The organism is Candidatus Thalassolituus haligoni, assembly GCF_041222825.1.
Classification (GTDB): domain Bacteria; phylum Pseudomonadota; class Gammaproteobacteria; order Pseudomonadales; family Oceanobacteraceae; genus Oceanobacter; species Oceanobacter antarcticus.
The window spans coordinates 222,224-246,641 of the sequence record NZ_CP139482.1 but is presented as its reverse complement, the minus strand read 5'-3'; the positions used below and the strand labels follow the sequence as shown (position 1 = coordinate 246,641).

Annotated in this window: 15 protein-coding genes; 2 read left to right on the top strand and 13 right to left on the bottom strand. The window is 52.2% G+C overall.

Features of this window, described 5'->3' with window-relative positions; genetic code table 11:
- Positions 1-101: 101 nt before the first annotated feature.
- On the top strand, positions 102-1,472 hold the full coding sequence (gene radA, locus SOJ49_RS01135) for a DNA repair protein RadA (protein ID WP_369856388.1): 1,371 nt from the start codon (positions 102-104) through the stop codon (positions 1,470-1,472).
- Between the two features lie 77 nt (positions 1,473-1,549).
- On the opposite strand, the gene hemE is transcribed toward radA, so the two are convergent.
- The 12 genes from hemE to SOJ49_RS01075 all read right to left on the bottom strand — a co-directional run bounded on the left by hemE (position 1,550) and on the right by SOJ49_RS01075 (position 20,215).
- Positions 1,550-2,614, bottom strand: coding sequence for a uroporphyrinogen decarboxylase (gene hemE, locus SOJ49_RS01130; protein ID WP_369856387.1), 1,065 nt, complete (start codon positions 2,612-2,614; stop codon positions 1,550-1,552).
- A gap of 103 nt (positions 2,615-2,717) precedes the next feature.
- Positions 2,718-6,086 carry a hypothetical protein gene (locus SOJ49_RS01125; RefSeq protein ID WP_369856386.1) on the bottom strand — a complete coding sequence of 1,123 codons (3,369 nt, stop codon included), beginning with the start codon at positions 6,084-6,086 and terminating at the stop codon, positions 2,718-2,720.
- A gap of 136 nt (positions 6,087-6,222) precedes the next feature.
- Complete coding sequence (locus tag SOJ49_RS01120) at positions 6,223-7,641, bottom strand: FAD-dependent oxidoreductase (protein ID WP_369856385.1); 1,419 nt, start codon at positions 7,639-7,641, stop codon at positions 6,223-6,225.
- A 50-nt stretch (positions 7,642-7,691) separates the two neighbouring features.
- Positions 7,692-12,140, bottom strand: a complete 4,449-nt coding sequence (gltB, locus tag SOJ49_RS01115; RefSeq protein ID WP_369856384.1) for a glutamate synthase large subunit — start codon at positions 12,138-12,140, stop codon at positions 7,692-7,694.
- Between the two features lie 181 nt (positions 12,141-12,321).
- Positions 12,322-13,656, bottom strand: a complete 1,335-nt coding sequence (locus SOJ49_RS01110; protein ID WP_369856383.1) for an SPOR domain-containing protein — start codon at positions 13,654-13,656, stop codon at positions 12,322-12,324.
- Between the two features lie 21 nt (positions 13,657-13,677).
- Entirely contained in the window at positions 13,678-14,763 is a 1,086-nt protein-coding gene (gene aroB / locus SOJ49_RS01105; RefSeq protein WP_369856382.1) for a 3-dehydroquinate synthase, read from the bottom strand.
- The gene (aroK, locus tag SOJ49_RS01100; protein WP_369856381.1) at positions 14,760-15,281 is read right to left on the bottom strand and encodes a shikimate kinase AroK; all 522 of its coding nucleotides are present in this window, start codon (positions 15,279-15,281) and stop codon (positions 14,760-14,762) included. Before aroK ends, aroB begins: the two co-directional genes overlap by 4 nt.
- Positions 15,282-15,284: 3 nt before the next feature.
- Positions 15,285-17,384, bottom strand: a complete 2,100-nt coding sequence (gene pilQ, locus SOJ49_RS01095) for a type IV pilus secretin PilQ (RefSeq protein ID WP_369856380.1) — start codon at positions 17,382-17,384, stop codon at positions 15,285-15,287.
- 1 nt (position 17,385) lies between these two features.
- Positions 17,386-17,934, bottom strand: coding sequence for a pilus assembly protein PilP (locus tag SOJ49_RS01090; RefSeq protein ID WP_369856379.1), 549 nt, complete (start codon positions 17,932-17,934; stop codon positions 17,386-17,388).
- A complete protein-coding gene (locus SOJ49_RS01085) occupies positions 17,924-18,559 on the bottom strand; it encodes a type 4a pilus biogenesis protein PilO (RefSeq protein WP_369856378.1) in 636 nt (211 codons plus the stop codon). Before SOJ49_RS01085 ends, SOJ49_RS01090 begins: the two co-directional genes overlap by 11 nt.
- A gap of 1 nt (position 18,560) precedes the next feature.
- Complete coding sequence (locus tag SOJ49_RS01080) at positions 18,561-19,112, bottom strand: PilN domain-containing protein (RefSeq protein WP_369856377.1); 552 nt, start codon at positions 19,110-19,112, stop codon at positions 18,561-18,563.
- A complete protein-coding gene (locus tag SOJ49_RS01075) occupies positions 19,112-20,215 on the bottom strand; it encodes a pilus assembly protein PilM (protein WP_369856376.1) in 1,104 nt (367 codons plus the stop codon). Before SOJ49_RS01075 ends, SOJ49_RS01080 begins: the two co-directional genes overlap by 1 nt.
- 121 nt (positions 20,216-20,336) lie before the next feature.
- Between SOJ49_RS01075 and SOJ49_RS01070 the strand changes: the two genes are divergently transcribed.
- Positions 20,337-22,859, top strand: a complete 2,523-nt coding sequence (locus SOJ49_RS01070; protein WP_369856375.1) for a penicillin-binding protein 1A — start codon at positions 20,337-20,339, stop codon at positions 22,857-22,859.
- A gap of 97 nt (positions 22,860-22,956) precedes the next feature.
- On the opposite strand, the gene SOJ49_RS01065 is transcribed toward SOJ49_RS01070, so the two are convergent.
- Complete coding sequence (locus SOJ49_RS01065; RefSeq protein ID WP_369856374.1) at positions 22,957-24,363, bottom strand: FAD-binding oxidoreductase; 1,407 nt, start codon at positions 24,361-24,363, stop codon at positions 22,957-22,959.
- Positions 24,364-24,418: the final 55 nt, after the last annotated feature.

Genomic DNA, 24,418 nt, shown 5'->3' with positions numbered 1-24,418 from the left:
TCGCCGCAAGCCTCTTATTAGCAGACACACCAAGGTTGTTACCGAACAATGGTATCCTTCAACATTGTTCCTAACTGTCCACCAGATCCGACACCGAACTCATGGCCAAAAAGAAAATCGCTTATGTCTGTGCCGACTGCGGTACCGACCACTCAAAATGGCAAGGGCAATGCACCGGCTGCGGTGCCTGGAATACCCTGCAGGAATTTGTCGTCGCAGCGGCCAAAACCCCGGCACGGAATGCCGCACTGGGTGGTTACACCGGCGCGGCCGGACAAACCGGCATCCAGCGCCTGGATCAGGTCAATCTCGATGAAGTCCCCAGATTCAGCTCCGGCATGCAGGAATTTGACCGGGTGCTCGGCGGCGGACTGGTGCCGGGTTCCGCGATTCTGATTGGCGGTCATCCGGGTGCTGGCAAATCCACCCTGCTACTGCAAACCCTGTGTTCCCTCGCCCGCCAGATGCCCGCCTTGTATGTGACCGGGGAAGAGAGCTTGCAGCAGGTCGCGATGCGCGCACGACGTCTGGGACTACCGATGGATCAGCTCAACATGCTCAGTGAAACCAGCGTCGAACAGCTGATTCAGACCCTGCAACAGCATCAGCCCCGCGTGGTAGTGATCGACTCAATCCAGGTCATGCATGTCGAAGGGGTGGACTCCGCCCCCGGCAGCGTCTCCCAGGTACGTGAAAGTGCCGCCATGCTGACCCGCTTCGCCAAACAGACCAACACCGTGCTATTGCTGGTTGGGCACGTCACCAAGGACGGTACTCTGGCCGGGCCAAAGGTACTCGAACATATGATCGACTGCTCCATCATGCTGGAAGGCTCCAACGACAGCCGCTACCGCACCCTCAGGGGCATCAAGAACCGTTTTGGCGCTATTAACGAGCTGGGCGTGTTTGCCATGCTGGATAGCGGCCTGAAAGAAGTCAAAAACCCCAGTTCCATTTTCCTCAGCCGCAGTGACGAACCCTCACCCGGCAGCGCGGTGATGGTCATCTGGGAAGGCACCCGACCGCTGCTGATCGAGATCCAGGCACTGGTGGATGACAGTCATTTTGGCCAGCCCAAACGAGTCGCGGTTGGCCTCGACCAGAACCGGCTAAACCTGCTCCTGGCGGCACTGCACCGTCATGGTGGTATTCATCTCGGTGATCAGGATGTGTACATCAACGTAGTCGGCGGTGTACGGGTCACCGAGACCAGCGCGGATCTGGCGCTCTTGCTCGCGGCCTTGTCGAGCTTCAGAAACACGCCATTACCACAGGATATGATTGTGTTTGGAGAGGTAGGGTTGTCGGGTGAAATTCGCCCTGTGCCTTCAGGACAAGAACGTATTCGAGAAGCGGCCAAACATGGCTTCAAGCGCGCGATTGTACCCAAAGCCAATATGCCTAAAGTCATGCCGGATGGCATGACCGTGATTGGCGTTGAACGCCTGCAACAAGCGCTGGAACATATCTAGATCTGACCGCCCGTTAGACGGCGTTGAATGACCGCCACGGACAGGCATTGCTCCGTCCGTGGCGCGCCCTCTAACCGTTAACCGTGATAGCCCGGACTCAGCTCAACCACCGCTTCAACAAAAGCTTTGGCTCGTTCAGGATCGACAAACTGGTGAATACCGTGGCCAAGGTTAAACACATGGCCGGTGCCATAACCATAGCTGTCCAGGATACGTTTGACCTCAGTACGAATCGTCGCCGGGGAAGCGTATAACACCGACGGATCCATATTACCTTGCAAGGATACTTTATCGCCGACACGACGACGGGCTTGGCCTATATCTGTCGTCCAGTCCAGTCCTAGCGCATCCGCGCCGGTATCTGCCATCGACTCCAGCCACTGACCACCTCCCTTGGTGAACAGGATCACCGGAATCTGCTGACCGTCATACACACGGGTCAGCCCTTCCACAATCTGGCGCATATAGCGCAGCGAAAATTCCTGATAAGCCACATCACTCAGACTGCCCCCCCAGGTATCAAAAATCTGTACCGCCTGGGCACCCGCCCGAATCTGGGCATTAAGATAATCGATCACCGACTTGGCCAGAACATCCAGCAGCTGGTGCATGACCTCCGGCGTGTCGTACATCATCGCTTTCACATGACGAAAATCCTTGGAGGAGCCGCCTTCTACCATATAGGTCGCCAGCGTCCAGGGGCTGCCAGAGAATCCGATCAGCGGCACCCGGCCATTCAGTTCGGAGCGAATCGTACTCACGGCCTTCAAGACGTAATCCAGATCCGACTCGGTATTCACTACCTTCAGGCTCTGAACATCGGCTTCGGTACGGATGATCTTGTTAAAGCGTGGGCCTTCACCGGTCTCGAAGTACAAGCCAAGCCCCATAGCATCAGGGATGGTCAGAATATCGGAGAACAAGATAGCGGCATCCAGCGGGAACCGCTCCAGCGGCTGAATCGTTACCTCGCACGCCAGTTCGGGATTTTTGCACAACGACATAAAGTCGCCGGCTTCTCCCCGGCTGGCACGATATTCAGGCAGATAGCGCCCGGCCTGACGCATCATCCAAACAGGCGTGCGATCAACAGGTTGGCGCAGCAGCGCTTTAAGAAAACGGTCGTTTTTAAGTGGGGACATGCAAATCATCCGTCGCAAGAAAAGTACTGGCGACGGATGATAGCAAAAATGACGCGAGGGTTATTGATTTGTGGCCTCAGACAAGAGGCCACATTGGCAGGGGTTATGGGTACAAGACCGTCGATAACGATAGCGTGTCGCCTGATGCCGTCAGCTCAATACTCAACCCGACGCCATCCAGAGCATAACTCACCTGATACAGATACCCGAAGCTTGGCAGACCGGTATTACCACTGATCTGTTCGCTCAGATACCCCAGCGACCCATCAGGCACGGCTCCAGAGCTGCCGGTAATCTTGTAGCCGTCACCAGACACGGCCAACGACGTGCCATTGGCGGGCATATTATCATTGCCGTCTTGCAGCAATACATAAAATGACCCGCTAGTCCCCAGAGTCAATCCAGCAGCCGGGGTGAAGTTGATACCATCTGCAGACTCGTAAAACGACATTTGTATGTTTGAATCACTCTGGATAATACGAGTCTGACTACGAACATGCGTCAGACTGGCGCAATGCCCCAATGCCAAAGCAGTGTCATCACACACTACGCCTTGATAGGTCGAGGGAGCACTGTCATAGCTTTCGTTCGAGTCAAAATCGGCAAAAAATTCGACCGGAGCTCCAGCGTCAGTATCCAGAACACCGTCAAAGTCATCGTCACGGAACGCTTCCGGCAACGCAACAAACGGCTCGACGGAACCAGAAATGGCATCAAACACACCGTTACCATTACTGTCGGTATAGCCACCCTCTCCCAGTGTGTATGCCAGAATCGTTGTCATCCCAAGCACGGTTTTGGTTGCATTTTGGGGATCCATTTCATTCACACGTTTCAGCGCGGCATCAAAATTTCCCGGACGGGTACCACTGCTATACCAGGTCACAGAACAGCTGCCGCCAGACATTTCGCAATAGGGTTCGATGGTTCCGCTCTCGGCCGTAAAGTTCACAACCGTTCCATCAGCCACCGGATTCTGATATTGATCGGAGGCAAAAACGGTCACATCAACTTCGGTACCACTCCAGTCATACGCTCTTGGATTCTTGATATTGGTAACAACCTCAAAACTGTCCTGATCAGCAATTCCCGTGGTAATCGATATCGGCTGGGAATTGGTGCTGATGCTAGTACCATCTGACATTTCCGTGGTTGCCCGGATAGAGGTAACAGCATGGCTGGTGCCCGCATTAACAATCACGGTTACTTCACCGTTAGTATCAGACACATCCAGGTCTGTCGTTGTGCCGCTACCCAGTGTAATGCCACCGGTCTCATTGTTCAGGCTGAAACTGACTTCCTGGCCAGCAACCGGTTCACCGGTTTTATCCAGCACGGTAAAGGTCACAGTCGACTGCTTCGGCAAGACAGCATCACCAATATTTTTCAGCGAGATATAGGGTTCACTGATACCACTATAAGTGATGGCTCCAATTTCAGTTGGCTGGATAAAGATAATGCCTGTAATTGGATTCTCGTTAATACGGCTCGCTATCGCGCCATCAACAACGGAATACAAATCGGCACTGAACTCATCCGCCAGACAGCCATTAGCGGTGTAGGTAAAACGAACCTCGCCTGCGGTGGTGATTTTCTCCAGCACATCCAGCTCTGCGGTGCCATCGTCTACGCAATTTGAGCTAATGGTCACCCCGTAACTGGTACCAGATACAATGTTGTCACTGTCATTACCATCAACAATATTAGCCTTGATCAACATGGTACCACCCGCAGACAACTTCAAACTGTCGGCCACGGTAGACGAAGTCGGACTAGCACCATATTCACTTTCACGTACACCATTAACCAGTAGTTCGGAATAAAAAACATCCGTCACCACAACACCCAGCTTGGGATCTTCACCTAATTCGACAGACACTGTTTCAGTCAAGCTAGCATAACAACCGGATGTCTCCGAGCGAGTACAGCTGGTGCTACCTCGGCCATAGACTTGCAGGGTAATCTGGTTGTCGCCGGGACAAGAAGCAAAGTCAGCCACATAACGTGTTGCAATGGCACCAGTGGAGACGGCCTGTTTCTGGATAGTAAACTCACCATCGTCACAACTGCTATACCATTCGGCAATGTAGTCTTCACTGGCAACCAGCGAGTTGGAATCGAGCGAATTAACCAGGTTAACTGACAAGTCGGTGGCGTCATCAAGTACAGTCAGATCACCCTCCAGCTCGCCCTCAATAAATGAAGCACCACTACCAGAGCCTACCAGCGGCAGAGCGGTATCAATCGTTATCCCAGCAGTCGCCAGTGCCGTGCCACTATCCACATCACGCAAGGTGACGGTAATCGTATCGGTACCGGTACAGCCTTTGTTACGGTAGGTACTGGTTACCGAATTGGATGTGCTGTATGTACTGTCAATTGAAAAAACCGCTTTAGAACACCCGGCAGAAAACTCATACAGGTAGCTGCCGGCTAAAGAGCTGTTAGCATTGTTTTTATCCACGCCGTCTGCCGTTACGGTAATACTACCACCGACGAGCACGGACTCCGCAGACAGGGTCAGACTGCCTTCTTCGAAGTCAGCTCCGCTTCCAGCACCCAATGCTTCCTGAATGTCATCCCCCCCCGAAGAAGTAACCGTTATATTCACAGTCGTCACGATAGTATCGAGTACCGTCTTGTGCTCATCTGCCAGAACCAACTCAAGTGTGATGGTGTTGTCGCCAAGACAGCTTGTCAGGTTACCGTCATAGCGGGTAGAAAATTCGCCAGTAGTGACGTTCTGATCGCTAATACTGAAACTGCCACAACTGGTCGTCCAGAGGACATCGTAGTCACTGGAGGTCACCAGTGCATTCAGGTCAGACGGATCAACAATCGAGCCAGTCAGTACCGTTTCAGCCTCGTCAACCAGCTGGATATCACCTGAAAGAACACCATCCCGGAAGTCCACACCATTACCATTACCCAGTGCCGGAATAACGGCCGGAATAATAATGGAGGCGGTTGCCAGCGCTGAGTCACTGGCGATATTGGCACTGGCAGAAAATAGCTGTACAAGAATGGTGTCGTCTTCGCTGCAGCCATCATTCACATAGTTGGAACTCACCTGGCCAGTGGAATCATAACTGGTCTGAGTTGTAAAATGAGCCGTTCCCGCACTAACACAATCAGAGCCGAAGACATATAAATAGCTGTCGGTCAAAGCTGTGTTGCTAGCGTTCTGGTCAACGGCGTCCACAGTAACAGTGACGATACCACCGATCAGCACATGGTCTACGCTCAGTCCCGGTTTGCCCGAGGTAAACGCACTACCCGTGCCACTGCCCAGCGCAATCGATAGTGCCGAACTTCCTGTATCGGTGCCGGTACCAGTGTCAGTACCCGTATCGGTCGTAGTATCGGTAGTAGTATCGGTAGTAGTTGTGTCTACGACAGAGTCTCCCCCTCCACCACACGCCGTCAACCCCAGCGCCAGTAAAAAGGTGATTAACAAACCGCGACTAAACATACGGACAAGCTCCCTTGGAATTGTTCCTGACAGTTCTATGGTTCGGGAGAATACCACTTACGCATGAGCAACGGCCACTCACAAAAAACGCGGCCGGAGCCGCGTTTTCTACTTTCCGTCACAAAAATGGTATTTATCAGACATCCAGGTAATCGAGAATACCTTCTGCAGCCTGGCGGCCTTCGAATATCGCGGTTACGACCAAATCGGAACCACGCACCATATCGCCACCCGCAAAGATTTTCGGGTTGGTGGTCTGATGCTTGAATTCCTGTGTTTCAGGAGCAATAACTCCATCCCAGGAATTCAATTCAATACCAAAGTCCTTGAACCAAGGGGCCGGGCTTGGACGGAAGCCAAAGGCGACCAGTACCGCATCGGCGGGCAGGATCTCTTCCGAACCTTCCACCACCTGCGGACGACGACGGCCGTTTTCGTCAGGTTCACCCATTTCGGTCGTCACTACCTTGACGCCTTCAACCTTGTCTTCACCAACAATCGCAATTGGCTGGCGGTTGAACAGAAACTTCACCCCTTCCTCACGCGCATTGGTGACTTCACGCTTGGAGCCCGGCATGTTGGCCTCGTCACGACGATAGGCACAGCTAACGCGGGTTGCACCCTGGCGAATAGAGGTACGGTTACAGTCCATCGCGGTATCACCGCCCCCAAGCACAACCACCTGCTTGCCTTTCATACTGACAAAGTCGGCAGCGTCTTTTTCGAAGCCCAGATTACGGTTGACGTTGGATATGAGGAAGTCCAGTGCGTCGTACACACCTGGCAGGTCTTCACCGGGGAAACCGCCTTTCATATAGTTATAGGTACCCATACCCAAGAACACAGCATCAAATTCGTCAATGATGTTCTGGAAATCGACGTCCTTGCCCACTTCTGTCTCAAGACGGAATTCGACACCCATTTCTTCAAACACCTTGCGGCGGTTGGACATAACGGTTTTTTCGAGTTTGAATTCGGGAATACCAAAGGTCAGCAAACCACCGATTTCAGGGTACTTATCGAATACCACTGGCGTCACGCCGTTACGTACCAGAATGTCGGCGGCGCCAAGCCCCGCAGGGCCAGCACCGATAATGGCCACACGCTTACCCGTTGGCACCACGTTGGACATATCCGGTTTCCAGCCCATGGCAAATGCCGTATCGGTAATATACTTTTCGACATTACCGATAGTGACTGCGCCAAAACCGTCATTCAGGGTACAGGAGCCTTCACACAGACGATCCTGCGGGCATACCCGGCCACAGACTTCTGGCAGGGTGTTGGTCTCGTGACTCAACTCCACGGCTTCCAGAATATTGCCCTCACTGGCCAGTTTCAGCCAGTTAGGGATGTAGTTGTGTACCGGGCATTTCCATTCACAGTAGGGATTACCACAGGCCAGGCAGCGATGCGCCTGGTCATTAACCTGTGCCTGCTTGAACGGCTCATAAATTTCCACAAACTGCTTCTTGCGGGTGGAAATTGCTTTTTTCTTCGGGTCCTGGCGACCCACTTCAACAAACTGAAAATTATTGTTCAGACGTTGTGCCATCTCGAACCTCTCTATACTCGTCCTAGACTCATTCTATTGTCGCGTCGTAATTACTCAGGACGAGCGCGGGTGTTTTTCAGCAACTGTTGCAGATCAGCAGCCTTCGGTTTAACCAGCCAGAAACGGCCAATAAAGCCATCGAAGTCGTCAAGGATTTCCTGTCCCCAGGCGCTTCCTGTCTCGGCAACAAATTCACGAATGACGCTGCGCAGGTGGTTACGGTGTCCTTCGGTTTCTTCGTTGGCGATCCGGTGAATATCCACCAACTCGTGGTTGTACTTGTCAACGAAACTGTTATTGCGATCCAGGACATAGGCAAAACCGCCGGTCATACCTGCACCAAAGTTGTAGCCGGTTTCACCCAACACACACACCATACCGCCGGTCATGTATTCACAACAGTGATCCCCAGCGCCTTCGACGACCGCATGTGCACCAGAGTTACGCACAGCAAAACGTTCGCCAGCGCGGCCAGCAGCCAGCAGTTTGCCACCCGTTGCACCATAGAGGCAGGTATTACCGACGATGGACGTATCATTGGTTTTGAATTCAGAACCTTGTGGCGGAAAGATAACCAGCTTGCCGCCGGTCATGCCCTTGCCCACGTAGTCGTTGGCATCACCTTCCAATACCATGTCCAGACCACCCGCATTCCAGACACCGAAGGATTGACCGGCAACGCCTTTCAGATTCAGGCGCAGCGGTTTATCCGCCATTCCCTGATTGCCATAACGCTTGGCGATCTCACCGGATAACCGCGCACCAATGGAACGGTCACAGTTGGTGATGGTAAATGCATACTGACCACCCGTTTTAGCCTCAATCGCCGCCAGCACTTCCTCAACCATACGTTCAGCCAGCAGGCCTTCATCGTAAGGTGCATTACGTTCAACTTCGACAGTGTGCGGTTTATCGGCCGGAATCTGGTCATTCACCAGCAGCGGTGTCAGATCAAGATTACGCTGTTTACCGGTATTGCCTTCCAGCATATCCAGCAGGTCGGTACGACCAACCAGCTCTTCCAGAGTACGAACACCCAACTGAGCCATCAGACCGCGAACTTCTTCTGCCAAGAAGCGGAAGTAGTTTTTCACCATTTCGGCGGTGCCGATATAGTGCTTGTCGCGCAGGTCATCGTTTTGGGTAGCAACACCGGTGGCACAGTTGTTCAGGTGACATATACGCAGATATTTACAACCGACCGCAACCATTGGCAGGGTTCCGAAACCAAATGACTCCGCCCCCAGAATAGCAGCCTTGACCACATCCAGACCGGACTTCAAACCCCCATCCGTTTGTACCCGAACCTTGCCACGCAGGTCGTTGGAGCGTAGTGCCTGATGCGCTTCAGACAGACCCAGTTCCCATGGTGAACCAGCGTATTTGATGGACGTTAGCGGTGATGCCGCCGTACCACCATCATAGCCGGAAATAGTGATCAGGTCGGCATAGGCCTTGGCCACACCGGCTGCGATGGTGCCCACACCAGGCTCAGAAACCAGTTTTACCGACACCAGGGCTTTGGGATTCACTTGCTTCAAATCGAAGATCAGCTGGGCCAGATCCTCAATGGAGTAAATATCGTGGTGTGGCGGTGGTGAAATCAGCGTCACACCGGGCACGGAATAGCGCAATGTCGCGATCAGGTCATTGACCTTGCCACCTGGCAGCTGACCACCCTCACCTGGCTTGGCACCCTGGGCGACCTTAATCTGCAGCACTTCAGCACTGGCCAGGTAAGCCGGAGTGACACCAAAACGACCGGAAGCAATCTGCTTGATCTTGGAATTTTTGTTGGTGCCATAACGAGCGGGGTCTTCACCCCCTTCACCAGAGTTAGAGCGCCCACCCAATTCATTCATGGCCTCAGCCAATGCTTCATGAGCCTCTGGAGACAGGGCCCCCAGCGACATGGCAGCCGTATCAAAGCGGGCAAACAGCTTTTCTGCCGGCTCCACCTCACTGATATCGACTGGCTGGATATCCTTGCGGAACCCCAACAGGTCACGAATGGTGGCGACTGGACGAGTGTTGACCAGTTCGGCAAAACGATCGTAGGCAGCCTGGCTATTCTGCTGTACGGCTTCCTGAATATTCTTTACCACATCCGGGTTATAAGCATGATATTCGCCACCGTGGACGTATTTCAGCAAGCCGCCCTGATCAATTTTCTTGCGTGCTTTCCAGGCGTGTTTCGCTATCAGTCGGAGATCTTCATCAAAATCGACGAAGGTTGCCCCGCCAATACGACTGGTGACGCCACAGAAACACAGATCGACCACTTCCCGGCTCAAGCCAATAGCTTCAAACAACTGCGAGCCACGATAAGAGGTCACCGTCGAGATACCCATTTTGGACATCACCTTCATCAGACCCTTGCGAATTGCCTTGCGGTAATTCTGCTGCGACTTGAGCGGGTCTCCCAACAGCTCGCCGGAGCGGTGCAAGTCGGTCAGGACGGTGTACGCCAACCATGGATAGACCGCTGTTGCCCCAAAGCCCAGCAGCACGGCAAAGTGATGAGGATCTCGGGCATCACCGGTTTCAACCACGATATTACCGTTGGTACGTAACCCTTTGTGTACCAAATGATGGTGGACAGCGCCGGTCGCCATGACAGCAGGAATCAGCACCTGATCCCTGACCACATCACGGTCACTCAGAATCAGTATGACATTGCCATCCTGGATTGCCTGTTCTGCGGCAAGGATCAGATTCTGAACGGCCTGCTTCAAACCGATGTCAGGATCAAACGCCATCGACAGCGTGGTGTGGCGGAATGCGTCTGCGGTATTATTGGTCAGGCCAATAAACTTCAGCGGAGACAATACTGGTGACGTCAGAATAATACGATTGGCATGATCCGCAGTCTGTTCAAAGACGTTTTTCTCCGCCCCGATACAGGTTTCCAGCGACATCACAATCGCTTCACGCAGTGGATCGATCGGCGGATTGGTGACTTGGGCAAACTGCTGACGGAAGTAGTCGGCAACATGACGGACACGCAAAGACAGCACCGCCATTGGCGTATCATCACCCATGGAGCCGGTCGCTTCCTGACCCTCTTCACCCATCGGACGCAACACCTGGTCGCGTTCCTCATTGGTAATCAGGTGAAGTTTTTGCTGACAATCGAGCGCCTCTCCGGCAATCGGATCAAATCCGGCCTTTTGCAGATAAAGCTCACTTTCAATACGGATTGCGTTCTCTCGCAACCACTTTTTATAGGGATACTCGGACTTCAGCGCATTATCGATGTCATCCGTTTTGAGCAACTTGCCCTGTTCGGTGTCGATTGCGAGGATTTGGCCAGGCCCTACCCGACCCTTGGCCACGACATCTTGCGGCAGATAGTCGTGTACGCCCACTTCGGAGGCCACGGTGATGAAATCATTTTTGGTGATCACCCAGCGGGACGGACGTAAACCGTTACGATCCAGGCCACAAACGGCATAGCGGCCATCGGTAATCACCAGACCCGCCGGGCCGTCCCACGGCTCCATGTGCATGGAGTTGTATTCATAAAATGCGCGCAGGTCGGCATCCATGGTTTCGACATTCTGCCATGCTGGCGGAATCATCATGCGTAACGCCCGGAACAGACTCATGCCACCCGTAGTCAACAATTCCAGCATATTGTCCATTGACGACGAGTCAGATCCCGTTGTGTTCACCACTGGCGACAAGTCGGTCAGATTTGGCAGCAGAGGGCTGACAAATTTACTGGAACGGGCATTTGCCCAGTTACGGTTACCCTGAATGGTGTTGATTTCACCATTATGCGCCAACATGCGAAATGGCTGGGCCAGCTGCCAACGCGGCATGGTGTTGGTCGAAAAGCGCTGATGGAAGACACAGATCGCGGTTTCCAGCCGTTTATCACCCAAATCCAGATAAAAATTCGGCAGGTCAACCGGCATCGTCAGACCTTTATAAGACAGCACTCGGGAAGACAGGCTGGCAATATAAAAATCTGGATACTGGGCCAGGGACTTTTCGGCATAACGCCGTGCGTAAAAAAGCTTTACATCCAGTTCCGCATCGCTCAGTTCCGCATCAGCCGAGACAAAAATTTGCTCGAAGCGCGGCAGACAATCCAGCGCCATTGGGCCCAGACAATCGTTATTGGTTGGCACAGTGCGCCAGCCCAGAACATTCAGTCCCTGGTCGCTGATCGCTTTTTCCACTGCGGCTTTCTGTTCCGCGCAAACGGCATCGTCAAGATCCACAAACAACATGCCAACCGCATATTGGGCTGGCAGGTCGATGCCAGCTTCTGGCGCCACTGCACGCAAGAAAGAGTCCGGCTTTTGCAGCAATAGTCCGCAACCATCACCGGTTTTGCCATCCGCCGCAATGCCGCCCCTGTGCGTCATGCAAGTCAGGGATTGGATCGCTGTCTTCAACAGCTCATGACTTGGTTGGCCCTTCAAGTGAGCCAGTAGACCAAAGCCACAGTTGTCTTTGTAATCGCCTGGAGTATACAGACCAGTTCTCATAGAACAGCTCTCACCAAAAAAATGCTATTAAAATTATTTGCGACTGGAAACAGCCGACTGCTCAAAATTTGAGCAATAAAGAGACAAAAGGACGCTCATTCTACACATCCGCACGTCCTCTCACAAATGGGCGCTGGCCAGCAGGCCAGCAACGACCGAAAGAGAGGGGCTAAAAACCCGTTTACAGCGGTTCTACCTGAGGGGCGATCTGGCTCATTTTCCGAACCCAGGGAGATCCCTTTTTAAAACCTCCTGGCCGACTCACAAGCCATACAGTCGCGTCTTCCCGAGATGAAAAAACACCTGCAAGGACCACATACCAGGGCTGGCCATTCCGTTGACTGCGATACCAGACCAATTTGCCATCTGCCTCCGACTGCCATTTGGCCACAAAATCTCGTGCACCTTGCGGCTCGGAAGTCCCTAGCAGCTGAATCCCCCACCCCTCCCCACTTTTTAACCAGATGGGGTATCCAGACAAGCGGGACGGCAGTGACCCCGGTACGATGAGATCACCCTGCTTCGGAGCAACCTGAGTGGCCGCACTGGGTATTGCATCTGTCTGCGCGACCCCAGCCCCACGGTCAAGAGCCATCCCTTGATCCCCGGAGTGTGTCGGATTCCTGACGACCTGTGAAGGCACCGACAAATCCTCTTCCGGCATTGCTGCCAAACTGCGATCAGATTGGACAAATACCGGTGGCAGCGGAACTTGAAGAACCGTGCTCGAAACATCATCAACCCCGTCATCGTATAACAGCCAGAGAACCATCAACGTCAGCAACACAGCAGACACAAGGATAATCACCAACGGAGAGCGCAGCTTGAGCGAAAGAGCAGTCATATTAACGACACCCAGTGCATGGCCGATACCAGACTGCCGCGGAGTGGCTGACTGGTCTATGACTGCTTGCTGCTGATTGTCTGGTGGCAAAACGTCATGACTGACTTCATCCAGCAGCAGGTCAGGAAAATCCCCACTTCTTGATGGTTCTGGCAAAGAGATACGGTAGACAGGGGCCACCGCAGGCCCTTCTTTCAAACCCTGATCAAACCCTTCCCGACCAAACAGGCAAAAGGAAATCGCATGGGACGACATCAGTGCAAACTGGGCCAACGCCTGCAGCATTTCAAGTGGAAGATTCTCGGCCTGATCAACCAGAACCAGGAGCGGATCGGAAGAGTCAGCCCGGAAACGAGCCTTTTCCAGTATTGCTTCCCGGGCAGCCACTTCATCGGCAGGTAAAGACGTTACCCCAAAAACCAGAGCAAGCCGGGCAATCAGATGGCGCGGATGATCCAGTTCTGCTGCCGTCAATTTCAACACTGGGCCAGATTCGGCATAACTCTCAGCGACCGCCGTCGCCAAAGCACCCGCCTCGACTTCGGATTGATGGCGAATCAGCACCATCAAAGGGGAGTAGCAGCACAGGTGACAGATCAGCTCCAGGTAACGGGCGGGTGAGGCATAGACATTCTGGTCACGATCCAGCGCCTGAGAAAATTGCGGTGTCATTCTGCCTCCGCGAGTTCGGGGTTAGCCGTTTAATGCAGCGCCTGCCAGCGTCTGGCAAAGCTGCGTCCTGTCCACATCTGATGTGATATAAGCCTGACCAATCTGGCGTAACAGCACCAATCGGATACGGCCGTCTAGAACTTTTTTATCGATACTCATGCGCGACAGAAAATCGGCTTCGGTCATATCTGCCGGAGGCAATACCGGGAGAGAGGCTTTTACCAACAAGGCTTTCAGCTCGTCCACTTCTGCGACAGAAATAGCCCCCATGCGACAGGACAGGTCGGCAGCCATCAACAACCCGGTGCCAACCGCCTCGCCATGCAGCCAATTGCCGTAGCCCTGATGGGACTCAATCGCATGGCCGAAGGTATGGCCAAGATTCAGGATGGCGCGAATACCGCCTTCCCGCTCATCTTGTGCAACCACCCGAGCCTTGCATTCACAGGAGGTACGAATAGCGTGTGCCAGCAGTGTCGCAGCGCCAGCCATCAGGTTGTCAATGTGCTGTTGAATCCAGCGATAAAATGCCAGATCCTCAAGCAGGCCATACTTGATGACTTCAGCCATTCCCGCAGATAACTCACGCGCAGGTAACGTTGTGAGCGTATTGGTATCGATCAGCACCGCCTGTGGTTGATAGAAAGCACCAATCATATTTTTGCCAAGACGATGATTAACACCCGTTTTGCCACCGACGGAAGAATCAACCTGAGATAACAATGTCGTCGGCAGCTGAATAAAACTCACCCCACGCTGATAGCTGGCAGCGGCATAGCCACACATATCCCCTACCACACCACCACCCAGTGCCAGTAGAGTCGTTGTGCGGTTGTGGCCCTTTTCCAACAAGGCGTCAAAGATCAGATTCAACGTCTCCAGGTTTTTGTATTGCTCGCCATCAGGGAGAATAACGCTATCAACCTGGTAGCCGTCCAGTAGCTGCTCGACCATCGCCAGATACAGGGGTGCCACCGTGGTATTGGTCACGATCATGACCTGATTGCCCTGGATATGGCGCGTCAGCAATTCTGGCAACACCAATAAATCAGCGCCAATATAGATTGGGTAACTGCGCTCAGCCAGCTCCACGGTCAATGTAATCATGACAAGGCCTTGATACGTTTTTTTATTTCATTGACGACCCAGCGGGGGTTCCGCTGGTCAGTTTGTAATACGACATGAGCGACTTCCCGATATAAGGGATCACGCTTTTTGAACAGCTCGCGTAGCACTTGCGCCGGATTAGCCGTTTGTAACAAGGGACGGTTCTTGTCCTTCGACGTCCGGGCAATTTGCTGCTCAACCGAGGTGCACAGATAAATCACGATGCCGCGACTGCCCAGATGCTGACGATTCTCCGCCCTCATCACAGCCCCGCCACCGGTAGCCAGAACCAATCCACGACGCTGCGTGAGTAGGTCTATCGCCTGCTCTTCGCGATCACGAAACCCGACCTCCCCTTCCATATCAAATATCCAGGGAATATTGGCTCCGCAGCGCTCCTCGATAAATTTGTCCGAATCGACAAACTCGAGGTGCATCTCGCAGGAAAGTAAACGGCCAATGGTGGTTTTACCCGCTCCCATTGGCCCTATCAGAAAAATCGATTGTTCGGACGGCATAGACTATCTGGCGCTGAAGGAGTCCTTCACCAGCTTCGGCGTGATGAAAACAAGTAACTCGCTCTTGTCATCCGAAACACTAGAGTAACGGAACAGGGCTCCAATTAATGGCAAATCCCCGAAGAAAGGCGTCTTGCTGACCGACCTGACTTCTTCAGAACGGAAGATACCACCTAATACGATGGTTTCGCCATTATCGACAAGCACCTGGGTTTGTACCGCATTGGTATTAATACTCGGACCAGCCGAGGTTTGCTCACCAACGGAGTCCTGATTGATTACCAGATCCATGATAATCCGATCATCCGGAGTGATCTGTGGAGTCACCTCAAGTCGCAACACGGCGGCTTTGAATGTCACGCTGGTGGCACCGCTGGACGTCGATTTTTCGTAAGGAATCTGGGTACCTGATTCAATAAAGGCCGTTTGCCCATCGGCGGTAATCACCCGTGGCTGGGAAACAATTTCAGCACGACCATCGGTTTCAATCGCCGATAACTCCAGATCCAGCAAATAGTCTGCGGTCTGATATCCAATCGCAAATGTCGTTGCAGATGCACTGGTTGCACCAAAGTCGACAATATTGGATGACGTCAGATCCAGCCCATCGGTTGTATCGCCGGAAGCCCGATCAAACAAAATCTGGTTGGTATCCGCGATGGTTTGCTGACTACCACCTGCTGTAACCCAATTGGAGCCATTATCCTTATAGAAGCCTCCACCCCATTTGACGCCCATTTCTTCACCAACAGTGGTCGAGGCAACCACAATACGCGCTTCAATCAAAACCTGCCGCACCGGCACATCCAGCATCACCAGCGCTTCACGCACCTTCTCCAGATTAGCGGCGGTATCCTTCATCAGGATAGTATTGGTTCGTTCATCCACAACAGCCGTACCACGATCAGATAACAATCCCTGATCCGAGGTCAGAATCGTTGCGATATCCGCTGCCTTGGCGTACTTGAATTGCATGAACTCCTGCACCAGTGGAGCCAGCTCTTCAACCTGACGCACGGCTTCCAACTCAATCTTTTCACGTGCAGCAATCTCTTCCGCCGGTGCGATCAACAATACCGAGCCCATCTGACGCTTGCCTAATGCCTTGGTCTTCAACACCAGATCCAGAGCCTGATCCCAGGGAACATTCTGCAAACGCAAGGTAATACTCCCCTGAACCGTATCCGAAGCAACCAGGTTCAATCCGGTAAAGTCAGCGATCAACTGCAGTACCGCTCGCACTTCAATATTCTGAAAGTTAAGCGACAGCTTTTCACCAGTGAAGGGGAATTTTTTCTTACGATCTTCAACCGCCTCTTCCGGTACATTAGTGACGTTAATCGACAGCAACCGATCGGTCTGATAGGCCAGATATTCAAAATCTTCCGACACTGGCTCAATCACGATACGGGTTCCACCCTCATGATCCTTGGCGTCAACATATTGAACCGGGGTCGCAAAATCAGTGACATCCAGACGGCGACTCAGCTCGCGAGGCAAACGAACCCCCGACAGGTCGGCAATGATTTTTGAGCCTTCGCGGCGAATATTGGCAGACGCCTTGGCATCATTGAGCATAATCTGAATCTGACCGTCACCCTGTTCGCCACGACGGAAATCAACATTGACGACCTTCAGTTCATTAACCCGTGCAGAAACTTTTGGAGCACCCAATAATTGTGGTTTGGTATCCTCAGCCGTCACCTCGTTAGCGACCCCGATACGCACCAGCAGGACATTCCCTTCCGCCTTGGTACTGTAGGACACCATCCGCGACAGATTAATCACCAATCGGGAACGATCCTGAGTGGTGACGACAACAGCAGATCGGGCGTTACCAGCACCAATCTGGTGGCGCTTCGCCTTCAGGGCACTGACAACGCCCGGCATATCAATAGCAATACGCGCAGGTTTCTCAATGGTATAACCACTGATTTCTGGAGGTGCACTGTCAAACTCCAAGCTGATTTCAGTGACATCGCCGGGCAACGACGAAAAATGGATATCGTTCAAGACGGCGGCGGAAGACAGGCCAGCCTGAAGCATCAACAAAGCTGCAACCCAGGTACGACCTAGAGTGCGTACAGCGTTTAAAAGATTCATTTCAGTTATCTCCGCCTATTCCTTCCAGAGCGATTGTTTTCGGGCGTTCAACCCAACCACCAAGACCGTTCGGTACGATCTCGATAAGACTGAGTCTGTTTTGGGATATGGTCATGATCCGACCGTGATTTTGTCCCATGTAATAGCCTTCCTTTACACGTACAACACTGCCATCACCGTCGTTTATCAGCGCCCACAGGATATCATCAGCCCCGGTCATGGTGCCGACCATCGTCAATTGCCCAAGTGGGAACTGCTCAAGATGTTCTTTCGGCCGATCAAAATCAGGTCGAACGTTACTTGATGGCTGAGCCGCCTGAAGTGAGCTGTCGACCACCACCGGCAATTCAAAAGGTGATCTTAATCCGGCAGCGCTATAACTGAAGTACTCATAAGGCTTGAATACTGGAATAGGCTCAATTCGACCACGGGGTTTAGCTAATGCTTGACTGACAAACTGCTGTAAATCAGACGTATTCGCTGGCTGTGAGCACCCTTGTAAAAACATCATTGTCACGCCCATAACAAACAGAAACAGACTATTTTTCATCGCCGCCTCCATACTGATATGTCTTGGCCAGAATCGTCATGGACAAACCACCACCTTTGGCGGAGCTGATGTCAAAATCATGTAAGGTCACAATCCTGGGCAAAGCGGCAACACCGGATACAAACGCCCCCATTTCATGATAACCACCGTCGACTTCAATGCGGATCGGCAGCTCATTATAAAACTCGGTGCTGACCATTTTTTGTGGCGAAATAGCGTTCAGTTTCAATCCGGCACCCAAGGCTGCTGCACTGATATCGTCTACCAATCCAGGCACCTCCGTGTCTTTAGGCAATTGTTTTAGCAACGAGCCAAAGCTGTCGCGCATTTCTGCCAGTTGATCCTTATAGGCATCCAGGTTGGCAACACGATAAGCTTTTTTCTCAATATCCTGCTTCAGCTGAACTTCTTTAGCCGTCTCCCGCTCCAGATGCTCGACGGAGTCCTTAACCAACAGGAAATAGCCACCAATCACCACTGCAATAAAAATAAGCGAACAAAAAACGACCTTGCCAGGCATCGGCCAAGAGCCCATATCCTCCCAGTCGATCTCATTCAGATCATTGACATCCAGCTCTTGCAGCTTGTCGGTCCATGCCTTGAAATCAAATCCCTGCTTGGCCATATCAAGGCTCCTCACTGGATTGAGGCTCTACCCGTCGCACGGACACCTCAAATTCGTTGCTGCCGTTGGCCACCGCTTTGACCCCCAACAGCGCGGGGTCAGCAAACCATTCCGACTCATCAAAATTACGCATCAACGCTGCCACACGGTTATTGGATTTGGCCACACCTTTAACACTGACCCGACTGCCAACAACGGACAGGCTGGTATAATAAAGATCCTCGGGGACAGAACGGGCCAGCTCATCAAACAAACGTACAATAACCGGTCGATTACCCTGCAAATTCTGGATCAGTTCCATACGTTCAATCAGCTGCTGGCGCGTATCAGTGAGTTCATTAATCTCAGCAATTTTTTTATCCAGCCGGGCAATTTCCTGAGACAAAAAAGTATTTCGCCCTTGTTGGTTACTCAACTCACCATCGTAGTAACTGCTTACAGACCAGATCAGCGCAGCCGCAATGATTGCTACCATTACGATGATGCCGACAAACTCTTGCTGCTTCTCCTTGCGGAGTTCCTGGCGCCAAGGCAATAAATTGATATTGGCCATTAGTTAAAACTCCGCATCGCCAATCCACACGCCACCAGCAATGAGGGCGCATCGTTACTCAGTAACTTGACATTCACCCTGGACGACACAGCCATATCCCGAAATGGGTTGGCGACCAGTGTTGGCAATCCCATGTCATCCTGCACCTTTTCCACCAGCCCAGTCAGCGATGCAGTGCCACCCGCCAATACAAGGCAATCCACTTCATTAAACTGACTGGAGGAAAAGAAAAACTGTAATGAACGACTGATTTGCTGAACAACCGCATTCCGAAACGGCTCCAGCAGCTCTTCTTCATAATCACTCGGCAGGCCATCACCGTCGCGTGCTGCTGCCGCTTCCGGTTCAGACATACTGTAACGTCGCATGATGTCGTCAACCAACTGACGACCGCCAAAAAGCTGCTCGCGGGTATATATAGATACACCATTATGAAGCACACTGAGCGTGGTCATGGTCGCACCAATATCGATAATTGCGACAGCCTCATTGGTGTCACCTTCCAGATGATCACGAATAAGCTCAAACGCCCGCTCAGTACAATAAGCTTCAATATCAACCACTACAGCTTCAAGATCCGCGTATTCAACAGCATCCTTGCGGCGTTCAACGGTGTCCGAACGACAGGCGGCCAGTAATACCTGAGCAATTTCATCATTACCCGCCAGGCCTTGCTGCACTTCCCAGTCCAGCGACACCTCTTCTAATGGATAGGGAATATATTGATCAGCCTCGGCACGGATCTGCAAATCCATTTCGGCTTCTGACAGATTGGCACTCATCTGAATGATTTTGGTAATAACAGAAGAACCGGCCACCGCCAGGGCAGCACGTTTCGCACCCGAGCGGGATTTGGTTAATGCTCGCTTGATCGCTTCGCCTACTTCTTCGTCATTGTGGATATTCTGTTCCACAATAGCTCCCGCAGGCAGTGTTTCAGCAGCGTAGGCTTCTACCCGATATCCGGAATCGCTACGACTCAATTCAAGGACCTTTACCGACGTGGAGCTGATGTCCACGCCAAGAAGGGCCTTGCCCTTCTTGCCAAACAGGTTCGCCAGCACAACAAAATCCCCTTGAAAATCGAGAACTTGCGATAACAAGCTCAGATTAATCCTATATTTGGGCGGTCATTATAAGCACAATCCTATAAAAAGGACAAAAAAGCCTTATAATGCCGCGACCGCTGATGACAGACCATACGAAGGAATTTTCAACACCTTTATGATCACACCCAAATCGATTCTGAAATTCGTCATCTGGTTATGCGTTTGTGCCGTTTCAGGCACCGGTTTAGCCTGCCTTGCCATATACCTTTATCTAACACCCACCCTGCCTGACCCACGCCAGCTACGCGATGTCGATCTGCAAACACCGCTACGGGTATACACCGCCGACAATCAACTGATCAGCGAATTTGGCGAAAAACGCCGGACGCCGCTCACCTTTGAACAAATTCCCGAACAGTTTATCAACGCCTTGCTCGCCTCCGAAGACGACGGCTTTTATGAACACTACGGCATTGATGTTAAAGGACTTTTAAGAGCAACGCTGGAACTGATTCGCACTGGAAGAAAGAAATCTGGCGGCAGCACCATCACGATGCAAGTGGCCAAAAACTACTATTTGTCCAGCGAGAAATCATTTGCCCGAAAATTTACCGAAATATTATTGGCAATAAAAATAGAGAAGACGCTCACAAAACAGGAAATTCTTGAACTTTACATCAATAAAATATATCTGGGTAAACGTGCATATGGTATTGAGGCTGCCGCTCAGGTGTATTACGGCAAATCCATAAACGAATTAAGTCTTGCCCAAACCGCAATGATCGCAGGTTTGCCCCAGGCCCCGTCTGCAGCCAACCCCATCAATAGTCCAGACAGGGCTATTAGTCGGCGTAACTACGTCCTTGCACGCATGGTGAGCTTGGGCATGATCAGCCAGCCTGATTTTGAAACTGCCGCAGCGGAGCCGATCACCGCTCGCTATCACGGTGCCACCAGCGAGATTACAGCCCCTTACGTTGCAGAAATGGTTCGCCAGTACATGGTCGACCAATATGGCGATCATGCTTACACCGATGGCTACGTTGTCCACACGACGATAGATGCTCGTCGCCAGACAGCAGCCACCCAGGCGCTGCAACAAGGGCTGTTGAACTATGACAGAGCGCACGGATACCGCCAGCAACCCAGCTTTGCAGATACAATCGCAAGAACCTCAACATTGCCAGCGCCAGACAACTCACCCGACTGGTTCGATACAGCAACGGCCGACCCCGCAACTGACTGGCCCGCAACCTTTTCAAACTGGCAACAACAACTCCGCAACCAGGAACCACAAAACCGGCTGGTACCGGCAATCATCGCCGACGTAAAAACAGATGGCGCTTGGATGGTGACTGCTGAAGGCTTCCGTTTTTTACCATTCAGCGGGATGCAATGGGCGGCACCGTACATTAACGTCAACGTTATTGGCAAAAAACCCACCACCCCTTCGCAATTACTCAGCAGTCGCCAGAAAATCTGGTTTGAAGACCGGGACGGCGAGCTGTTTCTGGCCCAACCTCCAGAAGTAGAAGGCGCCCTGATCTCCATCAATCCAAATAATGGGGCCATTCAATCTCTGGTCGGAGGATTCTCCCAATCCGGCAATCAATTTAACCGTGTACTTCAGGCCGACCGCCAGCCCGGCTCATCTTTCAAGCCCTTTATCTATAGTGCCGCGCTGGAAAATGGCTTCACACCGGCAAGCATAATCAATGATGCTCCGGTCGTATTTAACGACTCAAGCCTGGAAAACACCTGGCGGCCGGAAAATTACAGCGGCAAATTTTATGGCCCGACACGCTTGCGGCAAGCGCTGTATAAATCCCAAAATCTGGTGTCCATTCGAATTCTCAAGCAGATGGGCCCCGCCACAGCAGTCAACTACATTACTCAATTCGGTTTTCCAAAATCCAAACTCAGTGCAGATTTATCCCTTGCTCTGGGGGCTTCGGCGGTATCCCCAATAGAGCTGGCCACCGGCTACGCGGCACTGGCAAACGGCGGCTTTGCCATTACGCCGTTTTTTATACAAAGCGTCACAACAGCAGATGGCCTGGAGCTGTTCTCCGCTACTCCGGAAATCGCCTGCCGCCAGTGTGAGAACCAGACAACCGCAACTGAGCAGGCAGCAAGCGCCAGTAACTTACTCCAGGCATCCACAGATACTTCAACGCCAACAGAACCGGTGCTCGCCAGACGCATTATGGACAAGCGCACCAACTTCCTGATGGTCAATATGCTCAAAGATGTTATTCGGCGCGGAACGGGACGCCGCGCCAGAGCCCTTGAACGCAGCGACTTGGCAGGCAAAACCGGAACGACTAATGATCAGGTCGATGCCTGGTTTTCCGGCTTTAATCCGAATCTGGTCACTACCGTCTGGGTTGGCTTTGATCAACCTCAAAGCATGGGGAAATGGGCCTTGGGCGGCACCACGGCCTTGCCTATTTGGATCGATTACATGGGTGTCGCTCTTGAGACCGAGCAGGAAGTATCATTGGAGCAGCCCGACGGGGTTGTCTCGGTGCGTATCGACCCGCAGTCCGGCTTGCTGGCAGCTCCCGGACAAGAAGATGCTATCTTCGAATATTTTCGCGCAGAAAATGTCCCCACCGACGTGGCATTGCCTTCCTACTCAGAAACGGCGGATGGTGACAATAGCGGCCTGACGGCCACGCCGGAGCTGTTGTTCTGATTCCGTTAAGCCAGAAATAAAAACGCCGCCTTTATATAGGCGGCGTTTTTTATATAAGCGGCGTTTTTTTCTGTCCCAAGTCCGGCAGCCTGCTAGATCAATCCATATCGATTACTTTGCCAGGATTCATCACGTTATTTGGATCAAAAGCAGCTTTCATTGCTTTCATATAACCAATTTCAGCTGCAGAACGAGAATAATGCAAGTAAGGCTTTTTGGTCATGCCGACGCCATGCTCAGCAGATACAGAGCCATCATATTTCTCGGTGATTTCAAACACCCACCGGGATACACCTGCACAACGCTCAAAAAATTCTTCTTTTGGCATCTCATCCGGTTTGAGGATATTCAGGTGCAGGTTGCCATCACCAATATGACCAAACCAGACGATCTCGAAGTCCGGGTACTCGCGCACCACCACCGCTTCAACTTCTTGCAAAAACTCAGGCACTTTAGAAACAATCACTGACAAATCGTTTTTGTACGGCGTCCAGTGTGAAATCGTCTCAGAGATGTCTTCACGCAAGCGCCACAAATTCGCCGCCTGGGTTTCATTCTGACTGATCACACCATCGAAAACCCAGCCTTCTTCCATGCAAGCCTCAAACAGCTGCATGGCGACATCCATTTTATCGTCAGTTTCCGCTTCAAATTCCAGCAACGCATAAAACTCGGTTTCTGTTTCAAACGGCGCCTGCACATCTCCCCGCGCCAACACCTTATTCAAGGCTTTGTCTGAGAAAAACTCAAACGCGGTCAAATCGATGCCGGATTGAAACTTGTGCAACACATTCATAATGGCAGCCATTTCCGGCACACCCAACACTAGAACCGTCAGATTTTTGGGTGGGCGAGCCAGGCGCATAGTGGCTTCAGTCACGAATCCCAGCGTCCCTTCACCACCGATAAACAGGTGGCGCATGTCATAACCGGTATTGTTTTTTAGCAAATCCTTGTTCAACCGGACGATATCGCCCTTACCTGTCACAACGGTTAATCCAGCCACCCAGTCACGGGTCATACCGTAACGAATCACCTTGATTCCACCGGCATTGGTACTGATATTGCCACCAATCTGACTGGAGCCAGCAGAGGCAAAATCCACTGGATAAAACAGCCCCTGCTCTTCCGCATAGGTTTGCAGCTGCTCGGTAATCACCCCTGCACCACATTTCACCGTGCGGTCAACGGCGCTGAACTCAGAAATCTGATTCATATAGTCAAACGACACTACCACTTCGCCATTGGCTGCCATGGCACCGGCACTCAATCCGGTACGACCACCCGATGGCACCAGCGCCAGACCCGCTTCATTGGCCAGCAACACAATCTGCTGTACCTGCTCTGTGGTTTTCGGAAAGACAATCGCACTTGGCTGTGGCTCGTAAATACGCGTCCAGTCTTTGCCAAAAGTTTCCAGCGAATCGGCATCAGTACGAACCTTGTCGGTGCCAACAATGGCAGCCAGGCGTTCAACGAGGGCGTCTTGAGTAAGTTGTGTCATGGTCAGTCCAGGAATATGAGGAATCGTCACACCAACCTGAAGAATCGTCGGATTG

What these genes read in the sequence shown, in the direction of transcription:
- SOJ49_RS01070 (WP_369856375.1), top strand. Translation starts at nt 20,337, where the DNA reads ATGATCACACCCAAATCGATTCTGAAATTCGTCATCTGGTTATGCGTT.
- radA (WP_369856388.1), top strand. Translation starts at nt 102, where the DNA reads ATGGCCAAAAAGAAAATCGCTTATGTCTGTGCCGACTGCGGTACCGAC.
- aroK (WP_369856381.1), bottom strand. Translation starts at nt 15,281, where the DNA reads ATGCCGTCCGAACAATCGATTTTTCTGATAGGGCCAATGGGAGCGGGT.
- SOJ49_RS01120 (WP_369856385.1), bottom strand. Translation starts at nt 7,641, where the DNA reads ATGGCACAACGTCTGAACAATAATTTTCAGTTTGTTGAAGTGGGTCGC.
- SOJ49_RS01080 (WP_369856377.1), bottom strand. Translation starts at nt 19,112, where the DNA reads ATGGCCAATATCAATTTATTGCCTTGGCGCCAGGAACTCCGCAAGGAG.
- SOJ49_RS01090 (WP_369856379.1), bottom strand. Translation starts at nt 17,934, where the DNA reads ATGAAAAATAGTCTGTTTCTGTTTGTTATGGGCGTGACAATGATGTTT.
- hemE (WP_369856387.1), bottom strand. Translation starts at nt 2,614, where the DNA reads ATGTCCCCACTTAAAAACGACCGTTTTCTTAAAGCGCTGCTGCGCCAA.
- aroB (WP_369856382.1), bottom strand. Translation starts at nt 14,763, where the DNA reads ATGATTACATTGACCGTGGAGCTGGCTGAGCGCAGTTACCCAATCTAT.
- SOJ49_RS01065 (WP_369856374.1), bottom strand. Translation starts at nt 24,363, where the DNA reads ATGACACAACTTACTCAAGACGCCCTCGTTGAACGCCTGGCTGCCATT.
- SOJ49_RS01085 (WP_369856378.1), bottom strand. Translation starts at nt 18,559, where the DNA reads ATGGCCAAGCAGGGATTTGATTTCAAGGCATGGACCGACAAGCTGCAA.
- SOJ49_RS01110 (WP_369856383.1), bottom strand. Translation starts at nt 13,656, where the DNA reads ATGACACCGCAATTTTCTCAGGCGCTGGATCGTGACCAGAATGTCTAT.
- SOJ49_RS01125 (WP_369856386.1), bottom strand. Translation starts at nt 6,086, where the DNA reads ATGTTTAGTCGCGGTTTGTTAATCACCTTTTTACTGGCGCTGGGGTTG.
- gltB (WP_369856384.1), bottom strand. Translation starts at nt 12,140, where the DNA reads ATGAGAACTGGTCTGTATACTCCAGGCGATTACAAAGACAACTGTGGC.
- pilQ (WP_369856380.1), bottom strand. Translation starts at nt 17,384, where the DNA reads ATGAATCTTTTAAACGCTGTACGCACTCTAGGTCGTACCTGGGTTGCA.